The sequence below is a fragment of the Roseomonas sp. CCTCC AB2023176 genome (assembly GCF_042259275.1).
Classification (GTDB): domain Bacteria; phylum Pseudomonadota; class Alphaproteobacteria; order Acetobacterales; family Acetobacteraceae; genus Roseomonas.
The window spans coordinates 5102447-5128742 of record NZ_CP170086.1 but is presented as its reverse complement, the minus strand read 5'-3'; the positions used below and the strand labels follow the sequence as shown (position 1 = coordinate 5128742).

The window sequence follows — 26296 nt, the reverse complement described above, 5'->3', positions numbered from 1 at the left end:
GTTGGGTCAGGTTCGTTGACACAATCGTATCACCCTTTTACCGTGACCCCACTACACGCAACATAATTACCCAAAACGCCCGCCTGAAGGAACAGCGCATGGCCCTCATCCCCTTCGATGACCGCGACGGCTGGATCTGGTTCGACGGCCGCATCGTGCCCTGGCGCGACGCGAAACTCCACGTCCTCACCCACGGCCTCCACTACGCCTCCGCCGTCTTCGAGGGCGAGCGCGCCTATAACGGCCACGTCTTCAAGCTCGAGGAGCACACGAACCGCCTCTTCGAATCCGGCCGGCTCCTGGGCTTCGAGATCCCCTACACGCCGGACCAGATCAACGAGGCCTGCCGCGCGGTGCTGGCGAAGAACGGCCAGACCGACGCCTATGTCCGCCCCATCGCCTGGCGCGGCTCCGAAATGCTCGCCGTCGCCGCGCAGCAGACGACGATCCACGTCGCCATCGCCACCTGGCCCTGGCCCAACCTCTTCGGCAACGATCGCATGAAGGGCGTCACCCTCGCCCACGCCAAGTGGCGCCGCCCCGCGCCGGACACGGCGCCGACCGCCTCCAAGGCCGCCGGCCTCTACATGATCGGCACGCTGTCGAAGCACGCCGCGGAGGCGGAGGGCTTCAACGACGCGCTGATGCTGGACTGGAAGGGCGACGTGGCCGAGGCGACCGGCGCCAACGCCTTCTTCGTCTTCGACGGGGAGGTCCACACCCCCACCCCCGTCTGCTTCCTCGACGGCATCACCCGCCGCACCGTCATGGCCCTGGCCCGCAACCGCCAGATGAAGGTCGTGGAGCGCACCATCAAGCCGGACGAACTGCCGCGCGCAACCGAAGTCTTCCTCGCCGGCACCGCTGCCGAGGTGACTCCCGTCCGCCAGATCGCCGACATGCACTACACCCCGGGCCAGATCACCGAGACGTTGATCAACGACTATAGCGCCCTGGTGCAGATGACGCCGGAGGAAGTCGCCCGCCGCGCGGCCTGACCGCCACGCCGCACGACACGCGCGACACAAGGCCGTTGGGGCCGCGCTCGCGTCGGCCCTAGGATGCGCGCCGCACTCCTTCGACGCGCATCACGGGCATGAGCGACAGGACATCCCCAGACACGGACGGCGCGATCCCCGACGTCCGGATCACCTTGACTTCCGACGAAGAGGCCAACGAACGGCCGCTGTCCGAGGAGCGCGGCCGTCGCCTCCTGAACATCCTCAGCGTCGCCTTCGTCGCGATCGGCGCCGTTCTCCTGCTCGTCGCCGCCTGGACCGCCGTGGACGAGGTGCAGTTCGCCGCCCGTGCCGACACCGCTGACGGGCTCGTCGTCTCGCTCCGCCGCGACACGAGCGGCGGCACCGCCCCGACCTTCCGCTTTACCACGCGGGACGGCCGCATGATCGTCGCGGAGACGAGCCTCTTTACCAACCCGCCGGCGTGGCGCGTCGGCGAACGGGCGACACTGCGCTACGACCCCGCCCAGCCCGACCACGCCTCGCCCGACACCTTCATGTCCCGGTGGTTCGTCCCGCTGCTTCTCGGCAGCCTCGGCACCTTCACCCTCGTCATTCTCGCCGTCCTGCGCCGCCTCCTCCGCGCCTGAGCGGATGGCCTTCGGAATCTTCGGCCTGGCCGACCGCTACCGGACCTCGAAGCGCGATTGGGCCAACGTCCTGTTCGCGCGCCGCACCGCCGACCGCCTGTTCGGCAAGAACTACGTCTGGTCCGTCCTCGCGGCGGGCCGCCACCAGATGCCCTTCTGCACCCAGGCCGCGATGATGGGCGGCCACGTCCGCGTCGGCCTGGAGGACAGCCTCTAGATCGGCCGCGGCAAACTCGCCTCGTCCAACGCCGAACAGGTCGCGAAGATCCGCCGCATCATCGAGGAACTCGGCCTCCAGGTCGCGACCCCCGACGAGGCCCGCAATGCTTTCGCCGTGAAAGGCGCTGACCGAATCGGTTTCTGGCGCTCGGACCTGGGGGTGCCCCGCGTCACGCCGCCGCCACATCCTCCAGCGCCACCCGCCCGGCCGCGAGGTCCGCCAGCACCTCCACGTGCACGTCCAGCGCATCGATCACCGCATACCCGACATCCCGCCCGTCGAAGGCCAGGTTCAGGTCCGTCCCCGCGAGCACGATCGCCTCCGCCCCTGCCGCGATCATCCGCCGCCCCGCGTCCACGAACAGCGCCCGCTGCTCCGCCGAGCACGCCCCGGCGACCGCGACGTCCTGATAGGTCTGCCCCAGCACCTCGATCTCGTCGTCCAGCGCGATTGCCTCGGTCCGCGCGAGTTGCCCGTAGAGCCGCGTCCGCATCACCACCCGCGTCCCCAGCAACCCGACCCGCCGGATGCCTCGTCCCACGAAGAAGGCATCCAACGGTGCAATCCCCGAGACCAGCGGCAGCGGCGAGATCGCCGCCAGCTCCGCAAAGCAGAAGGACCCACCGAGCGACGTGATCGCCGCGCAGTCACACCCCGCCCCGGCCAGCCGCTCGACGAGCGGCAGGAAGGCCCGCGCCTGCTCCTCCCGCCGGTCCGCCAGGTTGTTGCGGATCAGCTCCTGCACGTCGCCATGCACGATCGTCAGGTCCAGCCGCCGACCCCCGCGCACCGTGACCGCCGAAACGAGCCTCTGGTAATAGACGACCGTCGCCGCGACCCCGACGCCGCCGATTAAGCCGATATGCACGGGGACCTCCATCGCGCCGGGGCGCGCATCCACCGCGCGATCCTCGCTGAAACCGCGCCGCGCCGCGACGGAACCTCGCGGTGGTCCACGCAACCCAGCGATGCGCAACGCGATCACCGCGCCGGCAAACCGCGCCGCGTCACGACGGCGGCGAAGCCTGCCGCGACGCGCCAGCGCGCGCCCCCAGCACCACCGCCCCGAACACCATCACCCAGACCACCCGCGCCCCGTACCGGTCATGCGGCCCGGACAGCGCCCCGGTCGCCCCGGCATTCACCGCCACGCCGACGATCAGCAGTGCCGTGAAGGCCAGCGCCCGCCGATCCCGCCGCAGCCGCCAGGCCAGCCAGGACAACGCGCCCGCCCCGATCGCCGCGACGATCCCCTGCGGCCACAGCAGCGGCTCCACCGCCGCCGCCAGCCGGTCCCGCCACTGCAGCCCGCCCTCCAGCCGCGCGACCTCCGCCGCCGGGAACCCCGCCTCGATCCGCCGCCGCACGCCCTCGCCGACATGCGCCCGCGTCAGCGTGTCGCCCACGCGGAAGGTCAGCAGCTGCTCCAGCGTGTCCCGCACCCCGTCGAGGATCACGCGCAGCGGCTCCCGCTCGATCGTCCGCCGCACGATCTCCCGCGCCTCGCCCGAGATCAGGGCACCGCCGAGGAACCGCGCCGTCCCGTCCGGCGCGCGCGCGGTTCAACGGCGAGACCGGGCTCCAGAGGAAATGATCCGAGGAGAGCGTGGACCGCATGCACCCCTTCGCCGGATCGTCCGGCGGCGCGCAGTGCCGCTCGGCAAAGGCCTCCAGCCGATCCGCGCCGAGCGGCGGCACGAAGGCGCAGAGATACCACGCGGACCCCGGGCACTCCGCCCGCACCGTGCGCGCCGCGGATTCCGTGGCGACGAGCCGCGCCAGCAGGAAGGTCGCCCCGTGGGGCGAAAGCGACAGCCGCCCATGCCCCACCAGGTTCGTCGCGAGCAGCAGCCCGACCCCGGCGAGGATCGGCACCGCCACCCGCAGCGCGGCCCGCCACCCCAGCAGCAGCAGGACCACCAGTCCCAGCGCCGCGACGACCGGCAGGTGCGACAGGTGCGCCGCCACCCCCACCGCCATCACCGCCGCGACGAAGACCGCCTCCCCACGCGACAGCGCGCGGGACCCGTCGTCCGCCGCGCGACGCGTCGCCGCATCATCCCCCGGGCCGCCCTGGGCCGGGCCGCCTTCTGCAGCCCCGGCAGCGCCCCGCCGATCCTCCGCGCCGTCCGCCGTCCGCGTCGTCCCGACGCGGTCACCCCCCGTGCGCAGGCCAGCAGGAAGGCCGCGACCACGACGCAGGGCGTGAAGACGTCGGGCATCAGCAGCGCCGCGGAAAACGGCGCCGCCGTCAGCCCCGCGACCACCCCGGCGGCCAGCAGGAACACCCCGGCGCGCTCCCGGCCGCAGACGACCCGCACCGCCAGCCACAGCAGCGCGGAGACCATCATCCCCTGCGCCACCACGACCGGCCACAGCGACAGCCGCCAGTGGAACAGGTGCATGAAGGGCCCGTAGATCCAGGGCTTGTCCCAGATCATCAGCGGCCCGAGCGTCTGGTGCAGGAAGGCGCCGGTATCGCTGAACACCAGCGGATACCCGTTCACGAACGCCGGCCAGATCAGCAGCACCGCGCCGAGCACGATGCACCCCGCGGGGATCACCCGCTTCGCCATGCCACCCGGCCCCGAACCTCACGCTTGACTTGTGCCAATAATCCTAGGAAGATACACCACGTGCCGCGTCCAACCCCGGCGCGGCCGGCTTCCGGGCAAGGCCCCGGCCAGCCTCGCTCCTTCACAGCCGCATCCGCCCCCGCCGTCCACACGGCAACGCCGCGCCCCGATGCGGCACCGGAGGTCGCCCTCCGGGCGGCCGCGCGGCAGCCCGGGGCGCACTCAAGGCGCCCCGTCACCGCATCCAGGCCTTTTGTCCGAAACCCGCCTGCCACGCGAAACCGTCGGCCGATCAAGGGCTTGCGCCGGATGCGCCGCCCTCCCAGGCCGCGGCTCGCGCGTCATCCTCCCCTCGCGCCGCGACCCACCGGTCCGTGCCGCCGGCGAACTCCTCCCGCTTCCAGAAGGGTGCCCGGGTCTTCAGCCAGTCGATGAGGAAGGCGCAGGCCTCCAGCGCGGCGACCCGGTGCGCGGAGGCTGTCAGCACCAGCACGATTCCCTCGCCCGGGACGATCCGCCCGACGCGGTGCACCACCGTGCAGCCCGTCAGCGGCCAGCGCGCGCAGGCCTCCGCGGCGATCCGGCGGAGCGCCCGCTCCGTCATGCCGGGATAATGCTCCAGCACCAGCGCGGCCAACTTCTGTTGATCGGGGCCGTCATCCCCCCGACACACCCCGACGAAGGACGCCACGCCGCCGACGTCCGCCCGCCCCGCCGTCAGCGCGGCCGTCTCCGCCCCGACGTCGAAGGCGGCCTCGCCCACCCGGACCGTCGGCTCGACGTTCATCCCCCCGTCACCGGCGGGAAGAACGCCACCTCGTCCCCGTCCCCGACCGGGTGCTCGGCCCCGCAGAAGTCCTGGTTCACCGCCATCCGCACCTGCGCCGGGTCCGCGAAAGCCGCCGCGTGCCCCGGCGACGACGCCGAGAGCCACCGCATCAGCCCACCGATATCCGCCACGCCCTCGGGTAGCGAGACCTCCTCCTCCGCCCGCCCGACCCGCTGCCGCAGCCAGGCGAAGTAGAGAACCCTCACCACTTCAACGCGGCACCACCGTCACCTGCCCGTTCGGCCCGATGAGCGTCGTGGTGTTCCCGTTGTTGATCGCCGTCCCCGTCCCGACCCCCGGCTGGGTGTAGGTCTGGATGCGGTCGTTCCCGGAGGACACGATCCCCGGCGGTCCGCCCGGGATCGGCAGCACCCGCCCCTCCACCCCGCGGGACGGCGGGATCGCCGGCTCCCCGCGCGCCACGCTCCCCTGAAACACCCCTTGGCGCGGCACCGGCGTCGGGTCCAGCGGCTCCAGCACGCCCGGCGCCGTAGACGATCCCCGCCGGTTCAGCGGCGCCCGCGGGTTCGGCGCGGCCTCCGGCGGCACGTTCGGCCCGGGCTCGAGGCTCCGCAACGGCGGGGGCCCCGGCGGCAGGCCCCGCTCCGCCGCGGCGCGCGGCGCCGGCCCGTCGGTCCGCGGGATCGTCGCGGGATCTACGCCGTCGGGATTCGCAAGCGTCGCGCGGGGGCCTCCGCCGCCGGCCAGACATTCCCCGCTTCCGGCAGCAGCGGCGGCGGCTCCACGTCCTCGCCGAGCACGCGCCGCACCGTCAGGCTGTCCGGCGGCGCCGCGCTGCCACTCCGCCCGAACGGCGCGAAATCCGCGTCCGCGCAGCCCGCCAGCCCGGCCAGCAGCACCAGGGCGCCGAGGCGCCCGCCCTTCGCCATCGCATCCGCGCGGTCTCGCGCCATGCCGTCATTCCGTCCGTGTCTCGCCGCGTTGCACCATGCCCGCGTCGCGTCCCGCGGGCCACCCCCGCGCCGGTGAATCTGGGATGTCTCGCCGGGCCGCCAAACCCGTCATCTCCGGGCGCGACCTCCGCCGCAACGGCCCCCGGCAGCGTCGAATTCGTTCACCCGGGCCGCCCAGCGCCGATCGGCCCGGCCGTAGCGCCCTCCTGCCGGTCCCCTCAGCCCGCGCCCCGGTCCGCCGCCCTTGCCTCCGGCGCATCCTCCGCCGAAGCGTGGCGCAGCCCTGCCGTCATGTAGTCCCAGCCCGTCCAGAGCGTCAGCGCCGCCGCCACCCAGAGCCCCGCCTCCCCGAGCCAGGAGATCGGCAGAAAGCCGAGGAAGACCGCCGAGGCTCCCGAGTCGCCGGCGATCACCACCCCGAGGGACCCCATCTGGAACCCGGTCTTCCACTTGGCCAGGCGCGTCACCGGCATCCCGATCCGCAGTCCAGCCAGGTATTCCCGCAGCCCGGAGACAAGGATCTCCCGCAGCATGATGACGATCGCCGGCAGCAGCCCCAGCAGCGACAGCCGTCCCAGCCCCGCCAGCAGCATCAGCGCCGCCCCCACCAGCAGCTTGTCCGCGATGGGATCGAGCATCCGCCCGAACGCCGTCTGCGATCCCCGGTCCCGCGCGATCTTCCCGTCGAAGTAGTCGGTGATCGCCGCCGCCGAGAACACCGCGCAGGCCAGGATGTCGCCCACCGGCGTGCGCAGCAGCATCAGCGCGATCAGCAGCGGGATCGCCGCGATGCGAGAGAGCGTCAGCAGGTTCGGCAGGTCGGTCGGCATCCGCCCCGCGGTGTAGCAGGCCCGCGCCCGGCGGTCAGCCGCGGCCTTCCGCCCCGAGGTGCCCGAGGACCAGCGCGTTCACCCGCCCCGGCTCCTCCAGGTGGATCCAGTGGGTCGTATCCGGGATGACCTCCAGCCGGGCCTCGTCGCACTGGCCGACCGCTGCCTCCGCCAGGTGCCGCTCCAGCGCCGCATCCTCCTCGCCCCAGAGCACCAGGGTCGGCACGCCGATCCGCCCGATCGTCGGCCGCCGGGGGAGGGCGCGGTAATAGTTCAGCATCGCCGTCAGTCGCCCCGGCCGCGCCCAGTCCTCGGCGTAGCGGTCCAGCTCGGCCTCGCTCACCGCGGCCGGCCGCGCCGTGCGCCCGATCGCGGCCCGCAGCCCCGCGTAGCCCTTGGCGGACAGCACGGCCTCCGGCACCGCGGGAATCTGAAAGAACCCGACATAGGCCGAGCGCAGCGCCTGCGTCGGATGCCGGATCATCGCGGCGGTGAAGGTGTCGGGATGCGGCGCGTCCATCACGACGAGGCATCGCACGAGGTCGGGGTGCCACGCCGCCACCGCCCAGGCGACGATCCCGCCCCAGTCATGCCCGACGAGGTCGAAACGCCCGGCCCCGTACCGGTCCGCAAGGCCGACGATGTCCGCCGCCAGCAGGTCGAGATGGTAGTCGGCCACGGATGGCGGCGCGTCGCTGCCGCCGTATCCCCGCATGTCCGGCGCGACCACGCGGTAGCCGGCCTCCGCGAAGGGCCCGACCTGACGGCGCCAGCCGAAGGAGGATTCGGGGAAGCCGTGCAGCAGGATAAGCAGCGGCCCGCCCTCCGGCCCCGCCTCCCGGACGCGGAGGGTGAGCCCGTTCACCTGATGCGTGCGGTCGGTCCAGGGTGGTTCCATCCAGCGGGAACGGCCGCCGCGGCCTGCGTTGCCCGGTGGCCCGGATCGACCCGGCGCTCGCCCCGACCCGTTGCTTGGTCGCGCCGGCCGGCGCCGCGCCCGCAAGCCGCGCTTGCGGCCTGCGGCGCGTATCAGGCGGTTCCGTCCGCGCCCGCCGGCGCGCCCGGCACCGTGACGGTCGCGCCGGGGTGGAAGTGTTCGTAGATCCGCTTGGCGACGGCGGGCCCTATGCCCGGGGTATTGCGCAGGTCGTCGGCCGAGGCGTTTCGGACGCCGCGCGCGCTGCCGAAATGGTTCAGGAGGGAGCGCTTGATCGCCGTCCCGACGCCCGGGATGTCGTCGAGTTCCGACTTGATGAGCGACTTCGACCGGCCCGCGCGGTGCGTCGTGATGGCGAAGCGGTGCGCCTCGTCCCGCAGGCGCTGGAGGTAGTACAGGACGGGGTCGCGCGGGGGCAGTTGGAACGGGTCCTGACCGACGCGGTGGAACCACTCGCGCCCCGCGTCGCGGTCCGGGCCTTTGGCGACGGCGACGAGGGGGACGTCATGCACGCCCATCTCGCTCAGGATCGCATGTGCTGCGTTGAGCTGGCCGATGCCGCCGTCGATGAGGACGAGGTCGGGCCAGGTGCCGGTTTCGCGTTCCGGGTCCTCCTTCAGGGCGCGGCCGAAGCGGCGCTCGAAGACCTCGCGCATCATCGCGAAGTCGTCGCCGCCGCGCGGGGCACCAGGACGCAGGGTGCGGGGGGCGCTGGCGGTGTCCGCGGTGGGGAGCGGGACGGATTCGGCGGCCTCGGCGGCCATCTCCTCGACGTCCTTCGATCCGCGCTTGGGCTTCGCGGCACCGGCGCCTTCGCCGCGGATGGAGAACTTGCGATAGGCGTTCTTGTTGAAGCCCGAGGAACCCGCGACGATCATCACGCCGTAGGCGTCGCGCCCCATGATGTGGGAGTTGTCGTAGACCTCGATGCGCTCGGGGGAGGAAGGCAGGTCGAAGACCCTCGCGACGCCTTGCAGGAGTTCGCCCTGCGCCGCGCCCTCGGCGAGCTTGCGTTCCAGGGCCTCGCGCGCGTTGGTCTGCGCGTGTTCGACGGCGGCGCGCTTGTCGCCGCGCTTGGGGTGGTGGACCTCGACCTTCTTGCCTGCGCGGATCGTGAGGGCCTCGGCGACGAGCTCGGCCTCCGGCAGTTCGTGGCTGACGAGGACGAGCGGCGGCGGGGGCAGGTCGTCGTAGAGCTGGCCGAGGAAAGCCGTGAGGACTTCCGCCGGCTCGGCGTCGGCGCGAACGCCCGACAGGAAGAAGGGACGATTGCCGTTGTTGCGGCCGCCGCGAAAGAAGAAGACCTGGATGCAGGCCTGGCCCGCCGCGAAGTGTAGCGCGACGACGTCGGCGTCACCGACGTTTTCCATGTTGATGCGGTCGCGGCCCTGCACATGGGTCAGGCCGCGGATGCGGTCGCGGATGGCGGCGGCACGCTCGAACTCCAGGCGTTCGGCGGCGTCCTCCATCTCCTTCGCGAGGCGCTTCTGGATGGAAGGCGTTTCGCCGGAGAGGAACTGCGTCGCTTCCTTCACGAGCTCGCCGTATTCCTCCTTCGAGACCCGCTCGACGCAGGGGGCGGAGCAACGGCGGATCTGATGCAGCAGGCAGGGGCGCGTGCGGTTCTCGAAGACCGTGTCGCGGCAGGAGCGGAGGAGGAAGACGCGCTGCAGCGCGGTGAGCGTCTGGTTCACGGCCCAGGCGGAGGCGAAGGGGCCCCAGTAGGAGGCGCCCTTGCGGCGTTCCCCGCGGTGCTTCGCGATCTGCGGGAAGGGGTGGTCCTCCGTGATGACGAGCCACGGGTAGGATTTGTCGTCGCGCAGGACGATGTTGTACCGCGGCCGCAGGCGCTTGATGAGGTTGGCCTCGAGCAGCAGCGCCTCGGCCTCCGAGGCCGTGGTGATGACCTCCATGCTCCGAGTCTCGAAGACCATGCGCTTCAGGCGGTCGGGCAGGCGATGGACCTGCGTGTAGGAGTAGACGCGCTTCTTCAGCGACCGCGCCTTGCCGACGTAGAGCGCGTCCCCCTTGGCATCGAGCATGCGGTACACGCCTGGCGAGAGTGGCAGCGTTTCGACGGTGCGCTCGATCACCTCGCGACCCTCGACCGGGCCGGCCGGGGTGGTCTGTTCGTTCGAGAAGGCCATGGTGTCTCGGGTCGGAATCTCGCGTCGGGGTTGTGACGGGGCGTTATCCCCGAAGGCTGTGGATAAGGCTGTGGATCGACGCCGGAGGAAGTAGTGCGGGCGATGGCGGGACAGGGCCTTCCATCAAGGTGCCTATTCGATGAGCACCCCGTTAACCCATTGTTTTTGTGGCATTACGCGTATGCGAACGGTTTCACGCTTCGTTCACATTGACACCTTCTCACGGCGCTGTGAATGCGCCGGGGCGCTCGATACGGCCGTGGATGAGTTCAGACACGAGTCCTTGAGATGCATCACGAGACTGTCACGGAACCGTCTTCGAGCTGGGGCGCGAGCGCTCGACGGTGACGCCGACGGCGGCGACGTCCGGCAGGATGTCGGGCTTCTCGACGGTGACGCGCGCGGTGCGGACGCGCGCGTCCTCCAGGCATGCGGCGGCGATGCGTTCGGCCAGGGTTTCTGCAAGGCGCGTGTGGCCCGCGAGCGCGATGGCGCGCGCGCGGTTCGCCACGGCCTCGTAGTCCACGACCCGGGAGAGACGGTCGGGGCCGATGCCGACCTCGGCGGACTCGTCCTCGACCAGCAATTCGATGTTGATGACCACGCGCTGCGGCTCGGCCTCGGCGGGGTGGACGCCGAGGCGGGCCTGGATCGTCAGGTCGCGGACGAAGACGCGGCGGAGCGGGGTCATTCGATGGGGCCCCCGCCGCGGTTGGGAGCCCATTGCAGATGCTGGCCGCCGTCGAGGCAGATGACCTGGCCCGTGAGGGAGGGGAGGGCGAGGATCGCGAGGGCGGCGCGCGCCATCTCCTCCGGCGAGGAGCCGCGGCGGAGGGGGGTGGACTCGCACTGCGCGCGGAACTGTTCCTCGGTCTGACGGGGCGAGGGCAGGGTAGGTCCGGGGCCGATGCCCATGACGCGGATGCGCGGCGCGAGCGCGAGGGCCAGACTCTGCGTCATTGCCCAGAGGCCGGCCTTGCTCAACGTGTAGGAGGTGAAGTGAGGGGTCAGCGACAGCACGCGCTGGTCCAGCATGTTGAGGACGACGCCTTCCGCATCCCCAGGCAGCGCGTGGGCGAGGGCCTGGGTCAGGACGAAGGGCGCGCGCAGGTTGGGTTCGAGGTGGGCGTCCCAGGATTCGCGCGTGGCGCTGTCCCACTCGTCGCGTTCGAAGAGCGAGGCGTTGTTCACCAGGACGCCGATCGGGCCGAGGGCGGCCGCGGCGCCGGGGATGAGGCGGGCCACCTCCTCCTCCCGCGACAGGTCGGCGCGGAGGGTGAGGGCACGGCGGCCCAGGGCGCGGATGGCGGTCGCCGTGTCCTCTGCGGCCTCGGCGCTTCCGGCGTAGTGGACCGCGACGTCGAAGCCGGCTTCGGCGAGGGCAAGGGCGATCGCGCGGCCGATGCGTTTCGCCGCGCCGGTGACGAGGGCGGCGCGGGGAATGGCGGCGGGGATGTCGGGCGGCACGGCGACGGGATAGACCGCCGGGGCGGCAGTTTGGAAGCCATCCGTATGCGGGCCATCGCGTTCGTCCCAGCTTTCGTTGAGGATCGCAGGGACGCCGCGGGGCTTGAGGCCAGGACGGGCAGGGCGACTGCACGCCTGATCTTCGGGCATGTCGGGACGGGGAAGACGACCTTCGCGCGGCGGCTCGAGCGGGAGCTGCCGGGGATTTGCTTCAGCCACGATGCCTGGATGACAAGGCTCCACGGCAGCGACCCGCCGGCGGATACCTTCCGCGAGCGCGCCCAGGTCGTATCCGTGCTGATGGAGGAGGTCTGGACGCGGTGCCTGTTCCTCGGTCTGGACGTCGTGCTCGACTTCGGCTTCTGGACGCGGCGGGAACGTGACGCGACGAGGGAGGTGGTGCGACGGCTCGGCGCTGCCTCCGTGCTTTACCGCCTCGCGTGTCCGGAGACGGAGGCATGGGCGCGGGTCGAGGGGCGCAACCGCGAGCCGGGCGAGCACCTGACGATCGCCCGGGCGACCTTCGACGCGCTCCGCCAGCGCGTCGAGCCGCTCGGGCCGGACGAGGAGCGGGTGGACGTGGCGGGGTCCGGCTTGCCCACCGCCGTTGCCGGTGCGATGCGACGGTGATGGATCCAGAATTGGCGCAGACGGGGCTCGCGGCAAAGCGGGTCCTTGTGACGGGGCATCGCGGGGGGATCGGGCGCGCCGTGGTCGCGGTGCTCGAGGCGTCCGGCGCGCGGGTCGAGGGCTTGGACCTGCCGGAGCATGACCTGTCCGACGTGAAAGCCATCGCCGGATGGGTAGAGGCGGCGGTCGCGCGGCTGGGCGGGCTGGAGGCCGTCGTCAACAATGCGGGCGACACGATGCTCGGCACGTTGCAGGACACGCCGTTGGCGGAAGCCGAGCGGATCATGCGGGTGAACTGGCTCGCGCCCTTCGCCGTGTTGCAGGCGGCATTGCCGCACCTGCTGAAGGGCGGGGGCGCGGTGGTCAACGTGGCGTCGGACCAGGCCTTCGTGGGGAAGAAGGCTTCGGCGGCCTACGGCGCGTCGAAGGGGGCGATCGCGCAAATGACGCGGTCCGCGGCGCTGGACTATGCGCGGCCTGCGGAGGGGAAGCCGGTGCGGTTCAACGCGGTGGCGCCGGGGTCCACGGATACGGCGATGCTGCGGGACGTCATCGGGAAGCTGGCGCAACGTGGGGCACCGGCGTCGCTCGACGCCTATACCGAGGCGGTGCCGCTGGGACGCTTCGCGGCGCCGCGGGAGATCGCGGCGGTGATCGCGTTCCTGCTGTCGGACCACGCGAGTTTCGTCACCGGCGTCGTCATGCCGGTGGACGGGGGCACGACGGCGGCATGATGATGCTGTCATGAGCGGATCGGCAGGGGGTCTCGCCGTCGTCACGGGCGGGACACGGGGGATCGGGCGCGCGGTCGCGGCGCGGCTGGCGATGGAGGGCTACACGGTCGTCGCGGCGGGGCGGAACCTGCCGGCGGAGCGGCTGCCGCCTGGCGTGCATTTCGTGCCGTGCGACGTCACGGATCAGGCTTCGGTGCGGCTGTTGTTCGCAACGCTCGGCGGGTTGCGGGTGGCGGTGCTGGCAGCGGGGATCGCGGGGGCCGATCCGGCGCGGGGGGATGAAGGGCATTGGCGCGCGATCCTCGGCAGCAACCTCGACGGGACCTGGCGCTGTGCCGAGGCGGCTTCGGCGCTGATGCAGGGGGAAGGGCGGATCGTGACCGTCGCCTCGGTTCTGGGACTGCGTGCCGTGCCGGACCAGGTGGCCTACGTGTCGGCGAAGCACGGGGTGGTGGGACTGACGAAGGCGCTGGCGCTGAAGTTCGCGCCACGCGGCATCACGGTGAACGCGGTCTGCCCGGGCTGGGTCGCGACGGACATGGCGCGGCAGCGCTGGGCGGAACTGGGATCGTCGGAAGCGGAGGCCGCGGCGGGAACGCCCACGCGGCGGATCACGACGGCGGAGGAGGTGGCGTCGCTCGTCGCTTGGTTGTGCTCGGCGGGCGCGCGGAACGTGACGGGGCAGGCGATCGCGATGGACGGGGGTGCCAGCCTGTAATCGCCGCCTGTCGCACGGGTGCCGTGCATCCCTTCCGGCGCGCCCGCGTTAAGCGCGCCGACGTCAAACGGAATGAAGGGATAGCGCCATGGCCATGATGAACGCCTCTGAGATCAAGGAGCATATGGAGATCGCCGGCAGCGACGGGCAGCACCTCGGCACCGTGGACAAGGTGGAGGGCGACCGAATCAAGCTGACGAAGAACGACAGCAGCGATCGGCAGCACCACTACCTGTCCGTGTCGAAGATCAGCGGCGTCGAGGGCGGGCAGCTCAAGGCCTCGGCCACGAAGAACGACCTGCAGATGGGCTGAGGCCCGTTGCGCCGAGGCTGGGCGGCGTGACGACCTGGCCCCGTCGGGAGCGATCCCGGCGGGGCTTTTCGTTTCGGGAATCCTGCCGAATGCGACGGCGGGTTGCCGGGGTCGGGGACGCGGGCTAGGACGGCCGACCGATGGACGGCAGCACGGGCGCCACCGCCCTCCGCGAGGCGGAGCAGGGCACGACGACCGGGACGAGTTCCCCGCAAGCGGGGACCGGCCCGCTCCATGCCTATCGTGCGCATATCTCGTCCGGCGCACTGTCGCCGGACCCGGCGCAGGCCCTGGCGGCGGAGCGGCTGCAGGATTTGTGGCGGCGCCTGCGCGGCTACGACCCGCATCCCGGGAAGAAGGAGGAGCCGGGGCTGCTGGCCCGCTTCTTCCGCCGCAAGCCAGTTGAGGAGGCGAGCGACGCGCCGCACGGCCTCTACCTCGTCGGCGAGGTCGGGCGCGGGAAGTCCATGCTGATGGACCTGTTCTTCGACGCGGCGGACGTGCCGCGGAGGAAGCGGGTGCATTTCCACGCCTTCATGCAATCGGTGCACCGACGCGTGCATGCCTGGAAGGCGGCCAATCCGCGCGGCGAGGATCCGATCCAGCCGGTGGCGGATGCCGTGGCCGACGAGGCGGCGCTGCTGTGCTTCGACGAGTTCCAGGTGCACGACATCGCCGATGCGATGATCCTCGGGCGGCTGTTCGAGGCGTTGTTCGCGCGGGGCGTCGTGGTCGTTTCCACGAGCAATACGGCGCCGGCGGACCTATTCAAGGGGCAGCCGGGGCGGGACGCCTTCCTGCCCTTCATCGGGCTGATCCAGAAGCACCTGGACGTGCTGTTCCTCGACGCGGCGCGCGACTACCGGCGCGACCGGATCCGCGGCATGCCGACCTGGCACGTGCCGGTGGACGGGCGGGCGGAGCGGGCGCTGGATGCGGCGTTCAAGGAACTGACGGGCGTCGCGCATGGCGAGCCGTGTTCGCTGACGGTGCTGGGACGACAGGTCGAGCTGGCGCAGGCCGCGCGCGGCGTGGCGCGGGTCGATTTCGAGGCGCTGTGCGGGAAGCCGCTGGGGGCAGCGGACTACCTGGCGCTGGCGACGCATTTCCACACGCTGGTGCTGGACGGCGTGCCGCGGCTGGGGCCGGAGAACTTCGACCGGGCCCGCCGCTTCGTGACGCTCGTCGATGCGCTCTACGAGCATCGGGTGAAGCTGGTCGCGTCGGCGGAGGACGTGCCGGACCGGCTGTATGAGCGGGGGGAGGGGGCGGCGGTGTTCCAGCGCACGGCGTCCCGCCTGATGGAAATGCAGAGCGGCACGTATCTGGCGCTGCCGCATCTGACGTAGGCTTGCTGCGGGTTGGGAACTTGCTTCGCGTTCGGGGGAACAGGGGGAAGAACGAATGGTGTTTCGGGGGATGACGGTGGCCTTGGCCGCTGTCCTGGCGTTCGGGGTTTCGACGGCGGATGCGGCAGGGAGCCGGGAGAGGCAGGCAAAGCCGCAGAGGGCGGCAGCCGTGCCGATGGCGCGTGCGGCCGGGCCGGCGGTGCGGCCGGCGTCGGGCCATTCCGCGACGGCGGCGCGGGGCGGCGAGGCCCGGTCTCAGGCCGCGGCGGGAGTCCGAGGGCGCGTGGCGGAGCCGCGTGGGCCTGTCATGGCGAGCGCGCGCGGGCGCGCTCCGGCGGAGGCACGGGGCCGGGGTGAGAGCCGCGGGCGGGTGCTCGCGCGGCTGGATGACCGACGGGGGCGCGCGGCACGGTATCCCGCGGGCGGCAGGTCGAGGCGCCGGTGGCGTCCTATCGCACGGTCGGGCTCTTCTCGCGGCCGGCGGCCGCTTCGACCCTGCGCGACGCGGACGACGAGCGGAGCGGAGGCGGCAAGATGGCGCGCCGCGGCGGGGCGTGGCACGCCGGTCTGCCTGACGCGGATGGGGAGCAGATGGCCTGTCCGCCGGGGACCATGTCGGTCATGGCGCGGGGGCATTCCGAAACCTTCCGCTGCATGCCGATCTGACGGCCCGCGGAACATCGAAGGCCGGTCCGGCGAAGGTGGGACGGGCCTGGCAGGCGTGACGGTTCGTTGACAGGCCCGGGTTCCGACCCGGGCCTGTTCCGTTCCTGCCGCTGCCTTGCCCGTGCTGCGGTACGGGTCTATTCCGCCCGCGGCTTCTCGCACCCGCACTCTTCACCACGGCGGAGGACCGACGGACGGTCCCGCCTACCACAGGGACACCCATGGCCCGGAAGAAGATCGCCCTCGTCGGCGCCGGCAACATCGGCGGCACGCTCGCCCACCTGATCGGGCTGAAGGAGCTCGGCGACGTCGTGATGTTCGACGTCTTCGGCGGGGTCGCAGCGGGCAAGGCGCTGGACATCATGCAGTCCGGCCCGGTGGATGGCTTCGACAGCCACATGACCGGCGGCGGCGACTACGCCGCGATCGCCGGGGCGGACGTGGTGATCGTGACGGCCGGCTTCCCGCGCATGCCGGGGATGAGCCGCGACGACCTGCTGACGAAGAATGCGGGCGTGATGGGCCAGGTGGCCGAGGGCATCAAGACCTACTGCCCCGATGCCTTCGTCATCTGCATCACCAACCCACTCGATGTGATGGTCTGGGCGCTGCAGCAGAAGTCCGGCCTTCCCGCGCACAAGGTGGTGGGCATGGCGGGCGTGCTGGACTCGTCGCGGTTCCGACTGTTCCTGGCGCAGGAGTTCGGCGTTTCGGTCGAGGACGTGACGGCCTTCGTGCTTGGCGGCCACGGCGACACGATGGTGCCGCTGACGCGCTACTCGACGGTTGCCGGCATCCCGGTGCCCGACCTCATCAAGATGGGCTGGACGACGCAGGAAAAGATCGACGCGATCGTCACCCGCACGGCCAATGGCGGCGGCGAGATCGTGAAGCTGCTCGAGAAGGGCTCGGCCTTCTACGCGCCGGCGGCCTCGGCCGTGGCGATGGCGGAGGCCTACCTGAAGGACAAGAAGCGCGTCCTGCCCTGCGCGGTGATGCTGAACGGGGAATACGGGCTGAACGACTTCTACGTCGGCGTGCCCGTGGTGATCGGCGCCGGCGGCGTCGAGAAGATCGTCGAGGTGCAGTTCACGCCGGAGGAGAAGGCGGCCTTCGACAAGTCCTGCGACGCGGTGAAGAAGCTGATCGAGGACTTCAAGGCCCTCGGCGTCTGAGACAGCGGGCCGGGGGGAACCCCGGCCCTTTTGGTATGCAGGGGATTCTTCCCGGATGACCATCCACGAGTATCAGGGCCGCGTAGCGGGCCGGCGGGCCGGCGAAGCCAGCCGACATCGTCCGTGCCCGGTCCCCGTGGTGACGGTTCAGGAGACGCGCGCGTGAACATCCACGAATACCAGGGCAAGGTGCTGCTGCGGCGCTACGGCGTCACGGTGCTCGACGGTTACGTCGCGAAGACCGCGGAGGAGGCGGAGGCTGCAGCGAAGAAGCTGCCGGGGCCGGTCTACGTCGTGAAGTCACAGATCCACGCGGGCGGCCGCGGCGCGGGGCGCTTCAAGGACGACCCGAACGGCAAGGGCGGCGTGCGCGTCGTGAAGTCGGCGGAGGACGCGAAGGCCGCGGCGGCCGCGATGATCGGCCACACCCTCGTCACGAAGCAGACGGGGCCGGAGGGCAAAGTCGTCAACCAGGTCTATGTCGAAGCCGGGTGCGACATCGCGCGGGAACTGTACCTGTCCCTGCTGGTGGATCGGGAGACGTCGCGCATCACGATCATGGCGTCCACCCAGGGCGGCATGGAGATCGAGGAGGTTGCGGAGCACCAGCCGGAGAAGATCCTGAAGGTTGCGGTGGACCCCGCCTCCGGGGTTTCGGGCTGGCACGCGCGCAAGCTGGCCTTCGGGTTGGGACTGACGGGCAAGCAGGTCGGCGTGTTCACGGCCTTCGTGATGGCCATGTACCGGGCCTTCGTCGAGCTCGACATGGCGATCGTCGAGATCAACCCGCTGGTCGTGACCGGCGCGGGGGATGTGGTCGCGCTGGATGCCAAGGTGTCCTTCGACGACAACGCGCTGTTCCGCCACAAGGATCTGGAAGCGCTTCGCGACGACTCCGAGATGGATCCGAAGGAGCTCGACGCGGTCAAGAACGATCTGAACTATGTCGCCCTCGACGGTGAGATCGGGTGCATGGTGAACGGCGCCGGGCTCGCCATGGCGACGATGGACATCATCAAGTTGTACGGGTCCTCGCCGGCGAACTTTCTGGACGTGGGCGGGACGGCGAATGCGGCGCGGGTGACCGAGGCGTTCCGGATCATCACCTCGGACGTCAACGTGAAGGCGATCCTCGTCAACATCTTCGGCGGCATCGCGAAGTGCGACATGATCGCGAACGGGATCGTCGAGGCGTCGAAGGCGCTGACCCTGAAGGTGCCGCTGGTCGTCCGGCTGGAGGGGACCAACGTCGAGCTGGGCAAGAAGATCCTGGCTGAGAGCGGGCTCGCGATCATCCCCGCGGATAACCTGGCGGATGCGGCCCAGAAGGTCGTGGACGCGGTGAAGAAGGCGGCCTGAGCGCCATGTCCATCCTCGTCGACAAACACACGCGGGTCATGACCCAGGGCTTCACGGGAGCCCAGGGGACCTTCCACGCCGAGCAGGGCATCGCCTACGGCACGACCTATGTGGGCGGCGTGACGCCGGGCAAGGGCGGGTCCACCCACCTGAACCTGCCGGTCTTCGACACGGTGGCGGAATGCGTGGAGAAGACGCGGGCCGACGCCTCCGTCATCTACGTGCCGCCGCCCTTCGCGGCGGACTCGATCCTGGAGGCGATCGCGGCGGAGGTGCCGCTGATCATCTGCATCACCGAGGGCATCCCGGTGATCGACATGATCAAGGTCAAGCGGGCGCTGTCGGGGTCGAGGTCGCGCCTGATCGGGCCGAACTGCCCGGGCGTCATCACGCCGGAAGCCTGCAAGATCGGGATCATGCCGGGCCACATCCACAAGCGCGGCTCGGTCGGGATCGTGTCGCGGTCGGGGACGCTGACCTACGAGGCGGTGGCGCAGACCACCGCGGCCGGACTGGGGCAGTCCACCTGCGTCGGCATCGGCGGCGACCCGGTGAAGGGGACGGACTTCCTGGAGGTGCTGGAGCTCTTCCTGGCGGATGACGAGACGAAGCAGATCGTCATGATCGGCGAGATCGGCGGGCAGTCGGAGGTCCTGGCGGCCGAGTTCCTGGGCCGGGAGAACCGGCCGGGGTCGCCGAACTACAAGCCGGTGGTCGGGTTCATAGCGGGCGCCACGGCGCCCCCGGGGCGGCGAATGGGCCATGCGGGCGCCGTCATCTCGGGCGGCAAGGACACCGCCGAGGCCAAGATGGATGCGATGCGGTCGGCCGGCATCCACGTGGCGGACAGCCCGGCGGCGCTGGGCTCCACCATGGTGAAGGCGATGGCCGCGTGATCCCTGGCGGGACCCGTCAGGGTCCCGGCCGTCGCGGGGCGGGCTTGCGCCGGGGGCCCCTGCCGCACAACCTCACTCGCGGCCACATGGTCCGGCGCCGCCCTCTCACCGGGGCGGCGTTCGGCCATTTGGCCCCCATGAACTGTTAAGCAAAACAGGTAACTTTTCGGCCCCGGCGCCCGAAGCCGGAAGGCCCGGAGGACAGCATGCCAGGAGTCGACATCCTAGCCAGCGCGATGACGGGGGCGAACGCCGCCTTCCTCGCGGATCTGTACGCGCGCTGGGTGGAGAAGCCGGATTCCGTCGATCCGTCGTTCCAGGAGCTGTTCGCGGCACTGAACGACGACTCCCGGGCCGTGCTGATGGACGCCCAGGGGGCGTCCTGGGCCCCCCGGACCCGCGGCGCCTTCGCCCCGGCTGAGGAGGCACCGGCCCCCGCGAAGGGCGTGCGCCCCGCCGCCACGGACGGCAAGCCGGCCGAGCGCCGCGCCGATCCGGGGGTGACGAAGCAGGAGGTCCTCGACAGCCTGCGCGCGATCATGCTGATCCGGGCTTACCGGGTGCGAGGGCATCTGGAGGCAGACCTGGATCCGTTGGGGCTGCAGGCGAAGAAGCAACATGCCGAACTGGACCCGGTGTCCTACGGCTTCGGCCCGGGGGATTGGGACCGGCCGATCTTCATCGACAAGGTGCTGGGGCGCGAGAGTGCGACGCTCCGCGAGATCATGGCGATCCTGAAGGCCTCCTATTGCGGGCCGATCGGGGTCGAGTTCATGCATATCCAGGACCCCGACCAGAAGTCCTTCATCCAGATGCGGATCGAGGGCGCGCCGTGGTCGCGGACTTTCGACGCGACGGCCAAGCGCCGCATCCTCGAGCAACTGACCGAGGCCGAGGGCTTCGAGGCGTACTGCGCCCGCAAGTTCGTCGGCACCAAGCGCTTCGGGCTTGAGGGCGGCGAGGCGACCATCCCTGCGGTGCAGGAGGTGATCCGCCAGGCAGCGACCGACGGCGTGAACGAGGTGGTGATCGGGATGGCGCATCGCGGGCGCCTCTCCACCCTCGTCAACGTCGTGAAGAAGCCGCCGGTGCAGGTCTTCGCGGAGTTCAAGGGCTCGGGCTTTTCCGAGGACGGGTACGGTTCCGGCGACGTGAAGTACCACCTGGGGACCTCGACCGATCTCGAGATCGAGGGAAGGAAGGTTCACCTGTCGTTGCAGCCGAACCCTTCGCACCTGGAAGCCGTGGACCCCGTCGTCGCGGGCAAGGTGCGGGCGCGGCAGGACATGGCCGGCGACACGAAGGGCCGCCGTTCCGTCATGGGCATCATGCTGCACGGCGACGCGGCCTTCGCGGGGCAGGGCGTGGTCTATGAGACGCTCGCGATGAGCCAGCTCATCGGCTACCGCACGGGCGGCACGATCCACATCATCACGAACAACCAGATCGGCTTCACGACGGTGCCGGTGCACGCCTATTCCGGGCTGTATTCGACGGACGTCGCGAAGTCGGTGCAGGCGCCGATCCTGCACGTGAACGGCGACGATCCGGAGGCCGTGGTGTTCTGCGCGCGTCTCGCGGCGGAGTTCCGGCAGAAGTTCGGCGCGGATGTCGTCCTCGACATCGTCTGCTACCGCCGCCACGGCCACAATGAGGGCGACGAGCCCGCCTTCACGCAGCCGCTGATGTACGCGCGGATCAAGGAGACGCCGACCGTCCGCACGAAGTACGCGGCGCGCCTGGCGGCCGAGGGCAGCGTGGGCGAGGCGGACTCGAAGGCCATCTACGATGCCTTCAACGCGCGGATGGACGAGGCCTTCCAGGCGGCTCCGGGCTGGAAGCCCAACAAGATGGACTGGCTGGAAGGGCACTGGTCCGGCCTGAAGAACCCGGGGACGAGCGACACGGAGGAGGAGACGGCCACGGCCGTGTCCAACGAGGTGCTCCAGGAAGTCGGCGCCGCCCTGTCGCGCGTGCCGGAGGGCTTCAACGCCAATCCGAAGATCCTGCGGCAGTTGGAAGCCAAGAAGCAGGCGATCGAGACGGGCGAGGGGATCGACTGGGCCACCGGGGAGGCGCTGGCCTTCGGCTCTCTGCTGGTGGACGGGCACCGCGTGCGGCTGTCCGGCGAGGACGTGCAGCGCGGCACATTCTCCCAGCGCCACGCCTACCTGATCGACCAGGGAAACCAGGCGGAATACGTGCCGCTGAACAACATCCGGCCGGGGCAGCCGCGTCTCGAGGCGTTCAACTCGCTGCTGTCCGAGTTCGGCGTGCTGGGCTTCGACTACGGCTATTCGCTGGCGGACCCGAACACGCTGGTCCTTTGGGAGGCGCAGTTCGGCGACTTCGCGAACGGCGCGCAGGTGATCATCGACCAGTTCATCGCCTCGGCCGAGACCAAGTGGCTGCGGATGTCCGGCCTCGTGATGCTGCTGCCGCATGGCTATGAAGGGCAGGGCCCCGAGCATTCATCGGCGAGGCTGGAGCGGTACTTGCAGCTCTGCGCCGAGCGGAACATGCGGGTCGGCAACCTCACGACGCCGGCGAACTACTTCCATGCGCTCCGGCGGCAGTTGAAGGCGAACTACCGCAAGCCGCTGGTGCTGATGACGCCGAAGTCGCTGCTGCGGCACAAGATGGCGGTCTCTCCGCTGGTGGAGTTCGGGCCGGGCAGCACTTTCAAGACGGTCATCCCCGAGGTGGACAAGCTCGTCGCGCCGACGAAGGTGCGGCGCGTCGTTCTGTGCAGCGGCAAGGTCTATTACGACCTGCTGCAGGAGCGGCGGGATCGCGGGATCGAGGACGTGGCGATCGTGCGTGTCGAGCAGCTCTATCCGTTCCCCGTGACGAGCCTGGCGGCGGCGCTGGAGCCGTATTCGGAAGCCGAGGTCGTGTGGTGCCAGGAGGAACCCGAGAACATGGGGGCCTGGAACTTCGTGGACCGGCGGATCGAAGGGGTACTGGTCCAGTTGGGCGGCGCGGCGAAGCGGCCGACCTATGCCGGGCGGGTCGCGGCGGCTTCCCCGGCGACGGGACTTGCCAAGGTCCATGCGGCGCAGCAGGAAGCGCTCGTTCGCCAGGCCCTTGGGGTCGCGGCGTAGGGATCCCCGAGACGATGACCGACATCCTGGTGCCCACGCTGGGCGAGAGCGTGACCACCGCGACCGTGGCCCGCTGGCTGAAGAAGGCCGGCGAGGCCGTCGCCGCCGACGAGCCGGTGGTGGAACTCGAGACCGACAAGGTGACGGTGGAGGTCAACGCGCCCTCCGCCGGGACCATCGAGAGCATCGCGGCGAATGAGGGGGCGGAGGTCGAGGTCGGCGCCGTTCTCGGCACGCTCGGTGCGGCCGGGGCCGCCCCGGCGACGAAGCCGGCCGAGGCGCCGAAGCCTGCCGCCCAGGCGCCCGCACCGGCCGCCGCCGCGCCGAAGGTCGAGGAGCCGAAGCCGATGACCGGGCCGGTGTCCCGCCCCGGTGGTGGCGCGGCCCCGATGCACGCCCCGCTGCCCTCCGCCGCCAAGATGATGGAGGAGCGGGGGATCACCGCCGGCGACATCGGCCCCGGTTCCGCGAAGGACGGGCGGATCGCGAAGGGCGACGTCATCGCTTTCCTGAACCGTCCCGCTCCGGAGCAGGCCAAGCCCGCAGCCCCGAAGGCGCCGCGCGCGCTGGAAGGTGGCGAGGAGCGGGTGAAGATGACCCGCCTGCGGATCACCATCGCCCGCCGGCTCAAGGAAGCGCAGAACAACGCGGCCATGCTGACCACCTTCAACGAGGTGGACATGGGCAATGCGATGGCGCTGCGCGCCGAGTACAAGGATGCCTTCGAGAAGAAGCATGGCGTGAAGCTCGGCTTCATGTCGTTCTTCGTGAAGGCCTGCGTCGCCGCGCTTCAGGAATTCCCCGCGGTGAACGCGGAGATCGAGGGCGACGAGATCGTCTACAAGAACTTCGTGCACATGGGCATCGCGGTTGGCGGTCCCTCCGGCCTCGTCGTGCCGGTGCTGCGCAATGCGCACCTGATGTCCTTCGCGGAGGTCGAGAAGAGCATCGGCGACTTCGGCAAGCGCGTCCGCGACGGCCAGTTGAAGCTGGAGGAGATGGCAGGGGGTTCCTTCACCATCACCAATGGCGGCATCTATGGGTCGCTGATGTCCACGCCGATCCTGAACCCGCCTCAGTCCGGCATCCTCGGCATGCACGCGATCAAGGAGCGGCCGATGGCCGTCGGCGGCAAGGTCGAGATCCGGCCGATGATGTACATCGCGCTCTCCTACGACCACCGGATCGTGGACGGGAAGGAGGCGGTGTCCTTCCTCGTCCGCGTGAAGGAAGGCGTGGAGGACGCGCGGCGGTTGCTGCTCGGGCTGTGATGCGCGCGCCGCGCTGACGGCGTTTCCACGTGCGAAGCCCCGCGCCGGGATGACCGGCGCGGGGCTTCGTCGTTGAAGGGGCGGGCGGCTTCGGGAGGGGGCATGACGGTTCGTATCGAGATGGGCGCGACGACGAACGGCGCGCCCGCGGTGCTCGACCTGGAGGAACTGCTCGCGACCCGGTTGCTGGTGCAGGGCAATTCGGGGTCGGGCAAGTCGCACCTGCTGCGACGGCTGCTGGAACAGTCGGCGTCCTGGGTGCAGCAGGCCGTCATCGATCCCGAGGGGGACTTCGCGACTCTGGCCGACCGGTTCGGGCACCTCGTGCTCGATGCGGCGGCCGTGGACGATGCGGGGCTGCGGCGAGCCGGGGAGAGCGTGCGGCAGCACCGCGTCTCCGTCGTGCTCAACCTCGAAGCCGTGGACCAGGACGCGCAGCTGCGGCGCGCGGCGGCCTTCCTGTCCGGGCTGTTCGAGGCGGAACGGGACCACTGGTCGCCGATGCTCGTCGTGGTGGACGAGGCACAGCTGTTCGCGCCGGCGATCGGCGCGGGCGAGGTCTCGGACGAGGCGCGGCGGCTGTCGCTCTCGGCGATGACGGACCTGATGTGCCGCGGGCGGAAGCGCGGCCTTGCCGGGGTCGTGGCGACACAGCGGCTCGCGAAGCTCGCGAAGAACGTGGCAGCGGAGGCGTCCAACTTTCTCATGGGCCGCACCTTCCTCGACATCGACATGGCCCGGGCGGCGGACCTGCTGGGAATGGAACGGCGACAGGCCGAGATGTTTCGGGACCTGGAGCGGGGGCATTTCGTCGCGCTGGGTCCCGCGCTGTCGCGGCGGCCGCTGGCGCTGCGGATTGGGCCGGTGGAGACGGGGTCGCGCGGTGGTGGGCCGAAACTGGTCGCGCCGCCGGTCGCGGCGGAGGAGGCGCGCGACCTCGTCCTGAAGGCGGCGGAGCCCGATCCGGCCCGGCCCGCACCGGTGCGCCGCGCACCGGCGGCGCCGAAGCCGGACATCCTGGCGCAGCTCGCCGCGGCACGTCCGGCGCCGGTGCACCAGCGGGCGGAGGAGGCACCGCCGGGCGCGGAGGCGCTGGCGGAACGGCGCCGGGCGATGGACGACGTCCTGCGCGCGGTGATGGCGGAGCCGGACGCGGCCTATCGGCCCCCGGCGACGCTGTACCAGGACTTCCTGGTCCGCTGCCGCATCGCGCGGCTGGCGGGGGCGCCGGACCTGCCGGAGTTCCGGCGGCTGCTGTCGCTCGCCCGCGCGGGGGTGGGCGCGGAGGTCGAGGCGGAGCCGGGCTGGGCGGACGTCGCGGCGCGCGCGGCGGCGCTGCCCGATGATACGCAGGGCGTCTTCCTCCTCCTGGCCCATGCGGCGCTGCGGCGGGAGGCCTGCCCGTCCGATGAGGCGCTGGCACGCGCCTATGGCAGTCGCTCGGCCGGGCGGGCGCGGCGGCTGCTGGCCTGGCTGGAGGAGCAGGGTGAGGTGGTGCTGCGGCCCGGGCCCGGCGGGGCGCGGATCGTCGCAATCGCGGGCCCGGGCTGGGAGACGGGGCCGGGACAGCCCGGGGCCGCGGCGGCCTGAGGGCCGGCCCAGGCGCTTCGCCCGGGCCGGCCTGGGCCCTGCGTCAGGCCGGGACGCGTTCCCGCAATGGCAGGATGACGTCGGTCAGCCACTCGGCGGGTGGCAGTTCCTTCGGGTCGTTCAGGTATTCCTCGAGGCACGGTTCGTCAGAGGGTTCCTCGCCGCTCGTTGGCAGCCAGTCGCGGTAGAGCGTGGTGTAGGCGCCTTCCAACTCGGCGTAAGGCCCCTGGTAACGCAGGACGGCGGCGCGGAGGGCAGAGACCTCGACGATCCGGACCTCCCCGTCCCCGGTGACGTGCGGGGGCACGGTCAGGCCTGCCTCGGAGCGGAGCTGCGCGTCGGGGACGCTGCCCGGATCATCGAAGTAGCGGGCGAAGAAGCGGCTGTCCGGCCCGACGAGGCCGCGGGCGGCGGCCCAGGCGGCAATGCGGTCGAAGGCGCTGCCGATGTCAGTGTAGGGGCCCCGGTGCGGCAGGACCGCGAGGCGCAGGGCGGGCAGAGTGCGGATGGTGACCTCGGCCATGATGGCCTCCTCGATGAGGGTGGGTTGCCGGAGCACGGCACCGAGGCCCCGCCGCGCCCGGTAGGCGGCCGGGGGGATCCCGTAGGCCGCCGCGAAGGCGCGGGTGAAGGTTGCCGCCCCGGAAAAGCCGGCGCGCTTCGCGACCTGCGCCACCGGCGCCTGACCGCGGACCAGCTCGGCCGCCGCCGTGGAAAGGCGGAGGCGGTTGCGGGTCTCGGCCGGCGTCTCCCCGGCGAGGTGCCGGTAGATCCGGTGGAAGTGACAGGGCGAGAAGGCGGCGGCCTCCGCCAGTTCCTCCAGCGGGACGGCGCGGGCGGGGTCGCGCGCGATCAGGGCCATCGCGCGCGCGATCCGGGCGCCGTGGTCGAGGAGGGTGGCCGGCTTGGCGGCTTGCTTCTGGGGCATGTCAGTTCCGTGCTCCGACGCGCCGGATCATCCC

27 protein-coding genes and 1 pseudogene are annotated in these 26296 nt (G+C 71.2%); 15 read left to right on the top strand and 13 right to left on the bottom strand.

The window, feature by feature from the left end; genetic code table 11:
- Positions 1 to 98 precede the first annotated feature (98 nt).
- The 3 genes and pseudogenes from ACE7GA_RS25735 to ACE7GA_RS25725 form a co-directional block, all read left to right on the top strand.
- Complete coding sequence (locus ACE7GA_RS25735; protein ID WP_376093552.1) at positions 99 to 998, top strand: branched-chain amino acid aminotransferase; 900 nt, start codon at positions 99 to 101, stop codon at positions 996 to 998.
- Between the two features lie 98 nt (positions 999 to 1096).
- Positions 1097 to 1609 (top strand): DUF3592 domain-containing protein, encoded by a 513-nt coding sequence (locus ACE7GA_RS25730; RefSeq protein ID WP_376093550.1) that lies wholly within the window; start codon positions 1097 to 1099, stop codon positions 1607 to 1609.
- 4 nt (positions 1610 to 1613) lie between these two features.
- Positions 1614 to 1925 (top strand): annotated as a pseudogene (locus tag ACE7GA_RS25725) (3-keto-5-aminohexanoate cleavage protein); the annotation flags it as partial.
- A gap of 73 nt (positions 1926 to 1998) precedes the next feature.
- Here the strand turns inward: ACE7GA_RS25725 and ACE7GA_RS25720 are convergent.
- The 12 genes from ACE7GA_RS25720 to ACE7GA_RS25665 form a co-directional block, all read right to left on the bottom strand.
- Positions 1999 to 2730: an aspartate/glutamate racemase family protein gene (locus tag ACE7GA_RS25720; RefSeq protein ID WP_376093548.1), complete on the bottom strand. Its 732-nt coding sequence runs from the start codon at positions 2728 to 2730 to the stop codon at positions 1999 to 2001.
- A 106-nt stretch (positions 2731 to 2836) separates the two neighbouring features.
- A complete protein-coding gene (locus ACE7GA_RS25715; RefSeq protein ID WP_376093546.1) occupies positions 2837 to 3319 on the bottom strand; it encodes a hypothetical protein in 483 nt (160 codons plus the stop codon).
- 489 nt (positions 3320 to 3808) lie between these two features.
- On the bottom strand, positions 3809 to 4405 hold the full coding sequence (locus tag ACE7GA_RS25710) for a hypothetical protein (protein ID WP_376093543.1): 597 nt from the start codon (positions 4403 to 4405) through the stop codon (positions 3809 to 3811).
- 292 nt (positions 4406 to 4697) lie between these two features.
- A complete protein-coding gene (locus ACE7GA_RS25705) occupies positions 4698 to 5192 on the bottom strand; it encodes a molybdenum cofactor biosynthesis protein MoaE (RefSeq protein ID WP_376093540.1) in 495 nt (164 codons plus the stop codon).
- Positions 5189 to 5440, bottom strand: a complete 252-nt coding sequence (gene moaD, locus ACE7GA_RS25700; protein WP_376093537.1) for a molybdopterin converting factor subunit 1 — start codon at positions 5438 to 5440, stop codon at positions 5189 to 5191. Before moaD ends, ACE7GA_RS25705 begins: the two co-directional genes overlap by 4 nt.
- A gap of 4 nt (positions 5441 to 5444) precedes the next feature.
- Positions 5445 to 5810, bottom strand: coding sequence for a hypothetical protein (locus tag ACE7GA_RS25695; RefSeq protein ID WP_376093534.1), 366 nt, complete (start codon positions 5808 to 5810; stop codon positions 5445 to 5447).
- 80 nt (positions 5811 to 5890) lie between these two features.
- Positions 5891 to 6148, bottom strand: a complete 258-nt coding sequence (locus ACE7GA_RS25690; protein WP_376093531.1) for a hypothetical protein — start codon at positions 6146 to 6148, stop codon at positions 5891 to 5893.
- A gap of 218 nt (positions 6149 to 6366) precedes the next feature.
- Positions 6367 to 6978 carry a CDP-diacylglycerol--glycerol-3-phosphate 3-phosphatidyltransferase gene (gene pgsA / locus ACE7GA_RS25685; RefSeq protein WP_376093528.1) on the bottom strand — a complete coding sequence of 204 codons (612 nt, stop codon included), beginning with the start codon at positions 6976 to 6978 and terminating at the stop codon, positions 6367 to 6369.
- A gap of 34 nt (positions 6979 to 7012) precedes the next feature.
- Positions 7013 to 7843, bottom strand: coding sequence for an alpha/beta fold hydrolase (locus tag ACE7GA_RS25680; protein WP_376093525.1), 831 nt, complete (start codon positions 7841 to 7843; stop codon positions 7013 to 7015).
- 164 nt (positions 7844 to 8007) lie between these two features.
- Complete coding sequence (gene uvrC / locus ACE7GA_RS25675) at positions 8008 to 10062, bottom strand: excinuclease ABC subunit UvrC (RefSeq protein WP_376093522.1); 2055 nt, start codon at positions 10060 to 10062, stop codon at positions 8008 to 8010.
- Positions 10063 to 10366: 304 nt separating this feature from the next.
- The gene (locus tag ACE7GA_RS25670; protein ID WP_376093519.1) at positions 10367 to 10753 is read right to left on the bottom strand and encodes a dihydroneopterin aldolase; all 387 of its coding nucleotides are present in this window, start codon (positions 10751 to 10753) and stop codon (positions 10367 to 10369) included.
- On the bottom strand, positions 10750 to 11679 hold the full coding sequence (locus ACE7GA_RS25665) for an SDR family oxidoreductase (protein ID WP_376093516.1): 930 nt from the start codon (positions 11677 to 11679) through the stop codon (positions 10750 to 10752). The genes ACE7GA_RS25670 and ACE7GA_RS25665 overlap by 4 nt, the downstream gene beginning before the upstream one ends.
- On the opposite strand from ACE7GA_RS25665, the gene ACE7GA_RS25660 reads away from it, so the two are divergent.
- From ACE7GA_RS25660 to ACE7GA_RS25605, 12 genes are all read left to right on the top strand, one after another.
- Positions 11575 to 12159 carry an AAA family ATPase gene (locus ACE7GA_RS25660; RefSeq protein ID WP_376093513.1) on the top strand — a complete coding sequence of 195 codons (585 nt, stop codon included), beginning with the start codon at positions 11575 to 11577 and terminating at the stop codon, positions 12157 to 12159. The two genes, ACE7GA_RS25665 and ACE7GA_RS25660, sit on opposite strands and share 105 nt — an antisense overlap.
- Positions 12159 to 12893, top strand: a complete 735-nt coding sequence (locus ACE7GA_RS25655) for an SDR family NAD(P)-dependent oxidoreductase (RefSeq protein WP_376093510.1) — start codon at positions 12159 to 12161, stop codon at positions 12891 to 12893. The genes ACE7GA_RS25660 and ACE7GA_RS25655 overlap by 1 nt, the downstream gene beginning before the upstream one ends.
- A gap of 10 nt (positions 12894 to 12903) precedes the next feature.
- Positions 12904 to 13611 carry an SDR family NAD(P)-dependent oxidoreductase gene (locus tag ACE7GA_RS25650; protein ID WP_376093507.1) on the top strand — a complete coding sequence of 236 codons (708 nt, stop codon included), beginning with the start codon at positions 12904 to 12906 and terminating at the stop codon, positions 13609 to 13611.
- Between the two features lie 94 nt (positions 13612 to 13705).
- On the top strand, positions 13706 to 13924 hold the full coding sequence (locus ACE7GA_RS25645; RefSeq protein ID WP_376093504.1) for a DUF2171 domain-containing protein: 219 nt from the start codon (positions 13706 to 13708) through the stop codon (positions 13922 to 13924).
- Positions 13925 to 14064: 140 nt separating this feature from the next.
- Positions 14065 to 15273: a cell division protein ZapE gene (zapE, locus tag ACE7GA_RS25640; protein WP_376093501.1), complete on the top strand. Its 1209-nt coding sequence runs from the start codon at positions 14065 to 14067 to the stop codon at positions 15271 to 15273.
- 441 nt (positions 15274 to 15714) lie between these two features.
- The gene (locus tag ACE7GA_RS25635) at positions 15715 to 15939 is read left to right on the top strand and encodes a hypothetical protein (protein WP_376093498.1); all 225 of its coding nucleotides are present in this window, start codon (positions 15715 to 15717) and stop codon (positions 15937 to 15939) included.
- A gap of 221 nt (positions 15940 to 16160) precedes the next feature.
- Entirely contained in the window at positions 16161 to 17114 is a 954-nt protein-coding gene (mdh, locus tag ACE7GA_RS25630) for a malate dehydrogenase (protein ID WP_376093495.1), read from the top strand.
- Positions 17115 to 17276: 162 nt separating this feature from the next.
- Entirely contained in the window at positions 17277 to 18473 is a 1197-nt protein-coding gene (sucC, locus tag ACE7GA_RS25625) for an ADP-forming succinate--CoA ligase subunit beta (protein ID WP_376093492.1), read from the top strand.
- A gap of 5 nt (positions 18474 to 18478) precedes the next feature.
- Positions 18479 to 19369, top strand: coding sequence for a succinate--CoA ligase subunit alpha (gene sucD / locus ACE7GA_RS25620; protein ID WP_376093489.1), 891 nt, complete (start codon positions 18479 to 18481; stop codon positions 19367 to 19369).
- A 206-nt stretch (positions 19370 to 19575) separates the two neighbouring features.
- The gene (locus ACE7GA_RS25615) at positions 19576 to 22473 is read left to right on the top strand and encodes a 2-oxoglutarate dehydrogenase E1 component (RefSeq protein WP_376093486.1); all 2898 of its coding nucleotides are present in this window, start codon (positions 19576 to 19578) and stop codon (positions 22471 to 22473) included.
- A gap of 14 nt (positions 22474 to 22487) precedes the next feature.
- The gene (gene odhB / locus ACE7GA_RS25610; RefSeq protein ID WP_376093483.1) at positions 22488 to 23744 is read left to right on the top strand and encodes a 2-oxoglutarate dehydrogenase complex dihydrolipoyllysine-residue succinyltransferase; all 1257 of its coding nucleotides are present in this window, start codon (positions 22488 to 22490) and stop codon (positions 23742 to 23744) included.
- 102 nt (positions 23745 to 23846) lie between these two features.
- The gene (locus ACE7GA_RS25605; RefSeq protein ID WP_376093480.1) at positions 23847 to 25334 is read left to right on the top strand and encodes a helicase HerA domain-containing protein; all 1488 of its coding nucleotides are present in this window, start codon (positions 23847 to 23849) and stop codon (positions 25332 to 25334) included.
- Between the two features lie 43 nt (positions 25335 to 25377).
- Here the strand turns inward: ACE7GA_RS25605 and ACE7GA_RS25600 are convergent, their stop codons facing one another.
- The gene (locus ACE7GA_RS25600; protein ID WP_376093477.1) at positions 25378 to 26262 is read right to left on the bottom strand and encodes a GyrI-like domain-containing protein; all 885 of its coding nucleotides are present in this window, start codon (positions 26260 to 26262) and stop codon (positions 25378 to 25380) included.
- Positions 26263 to 26296 lie beyond the last annotated feature (34 nt).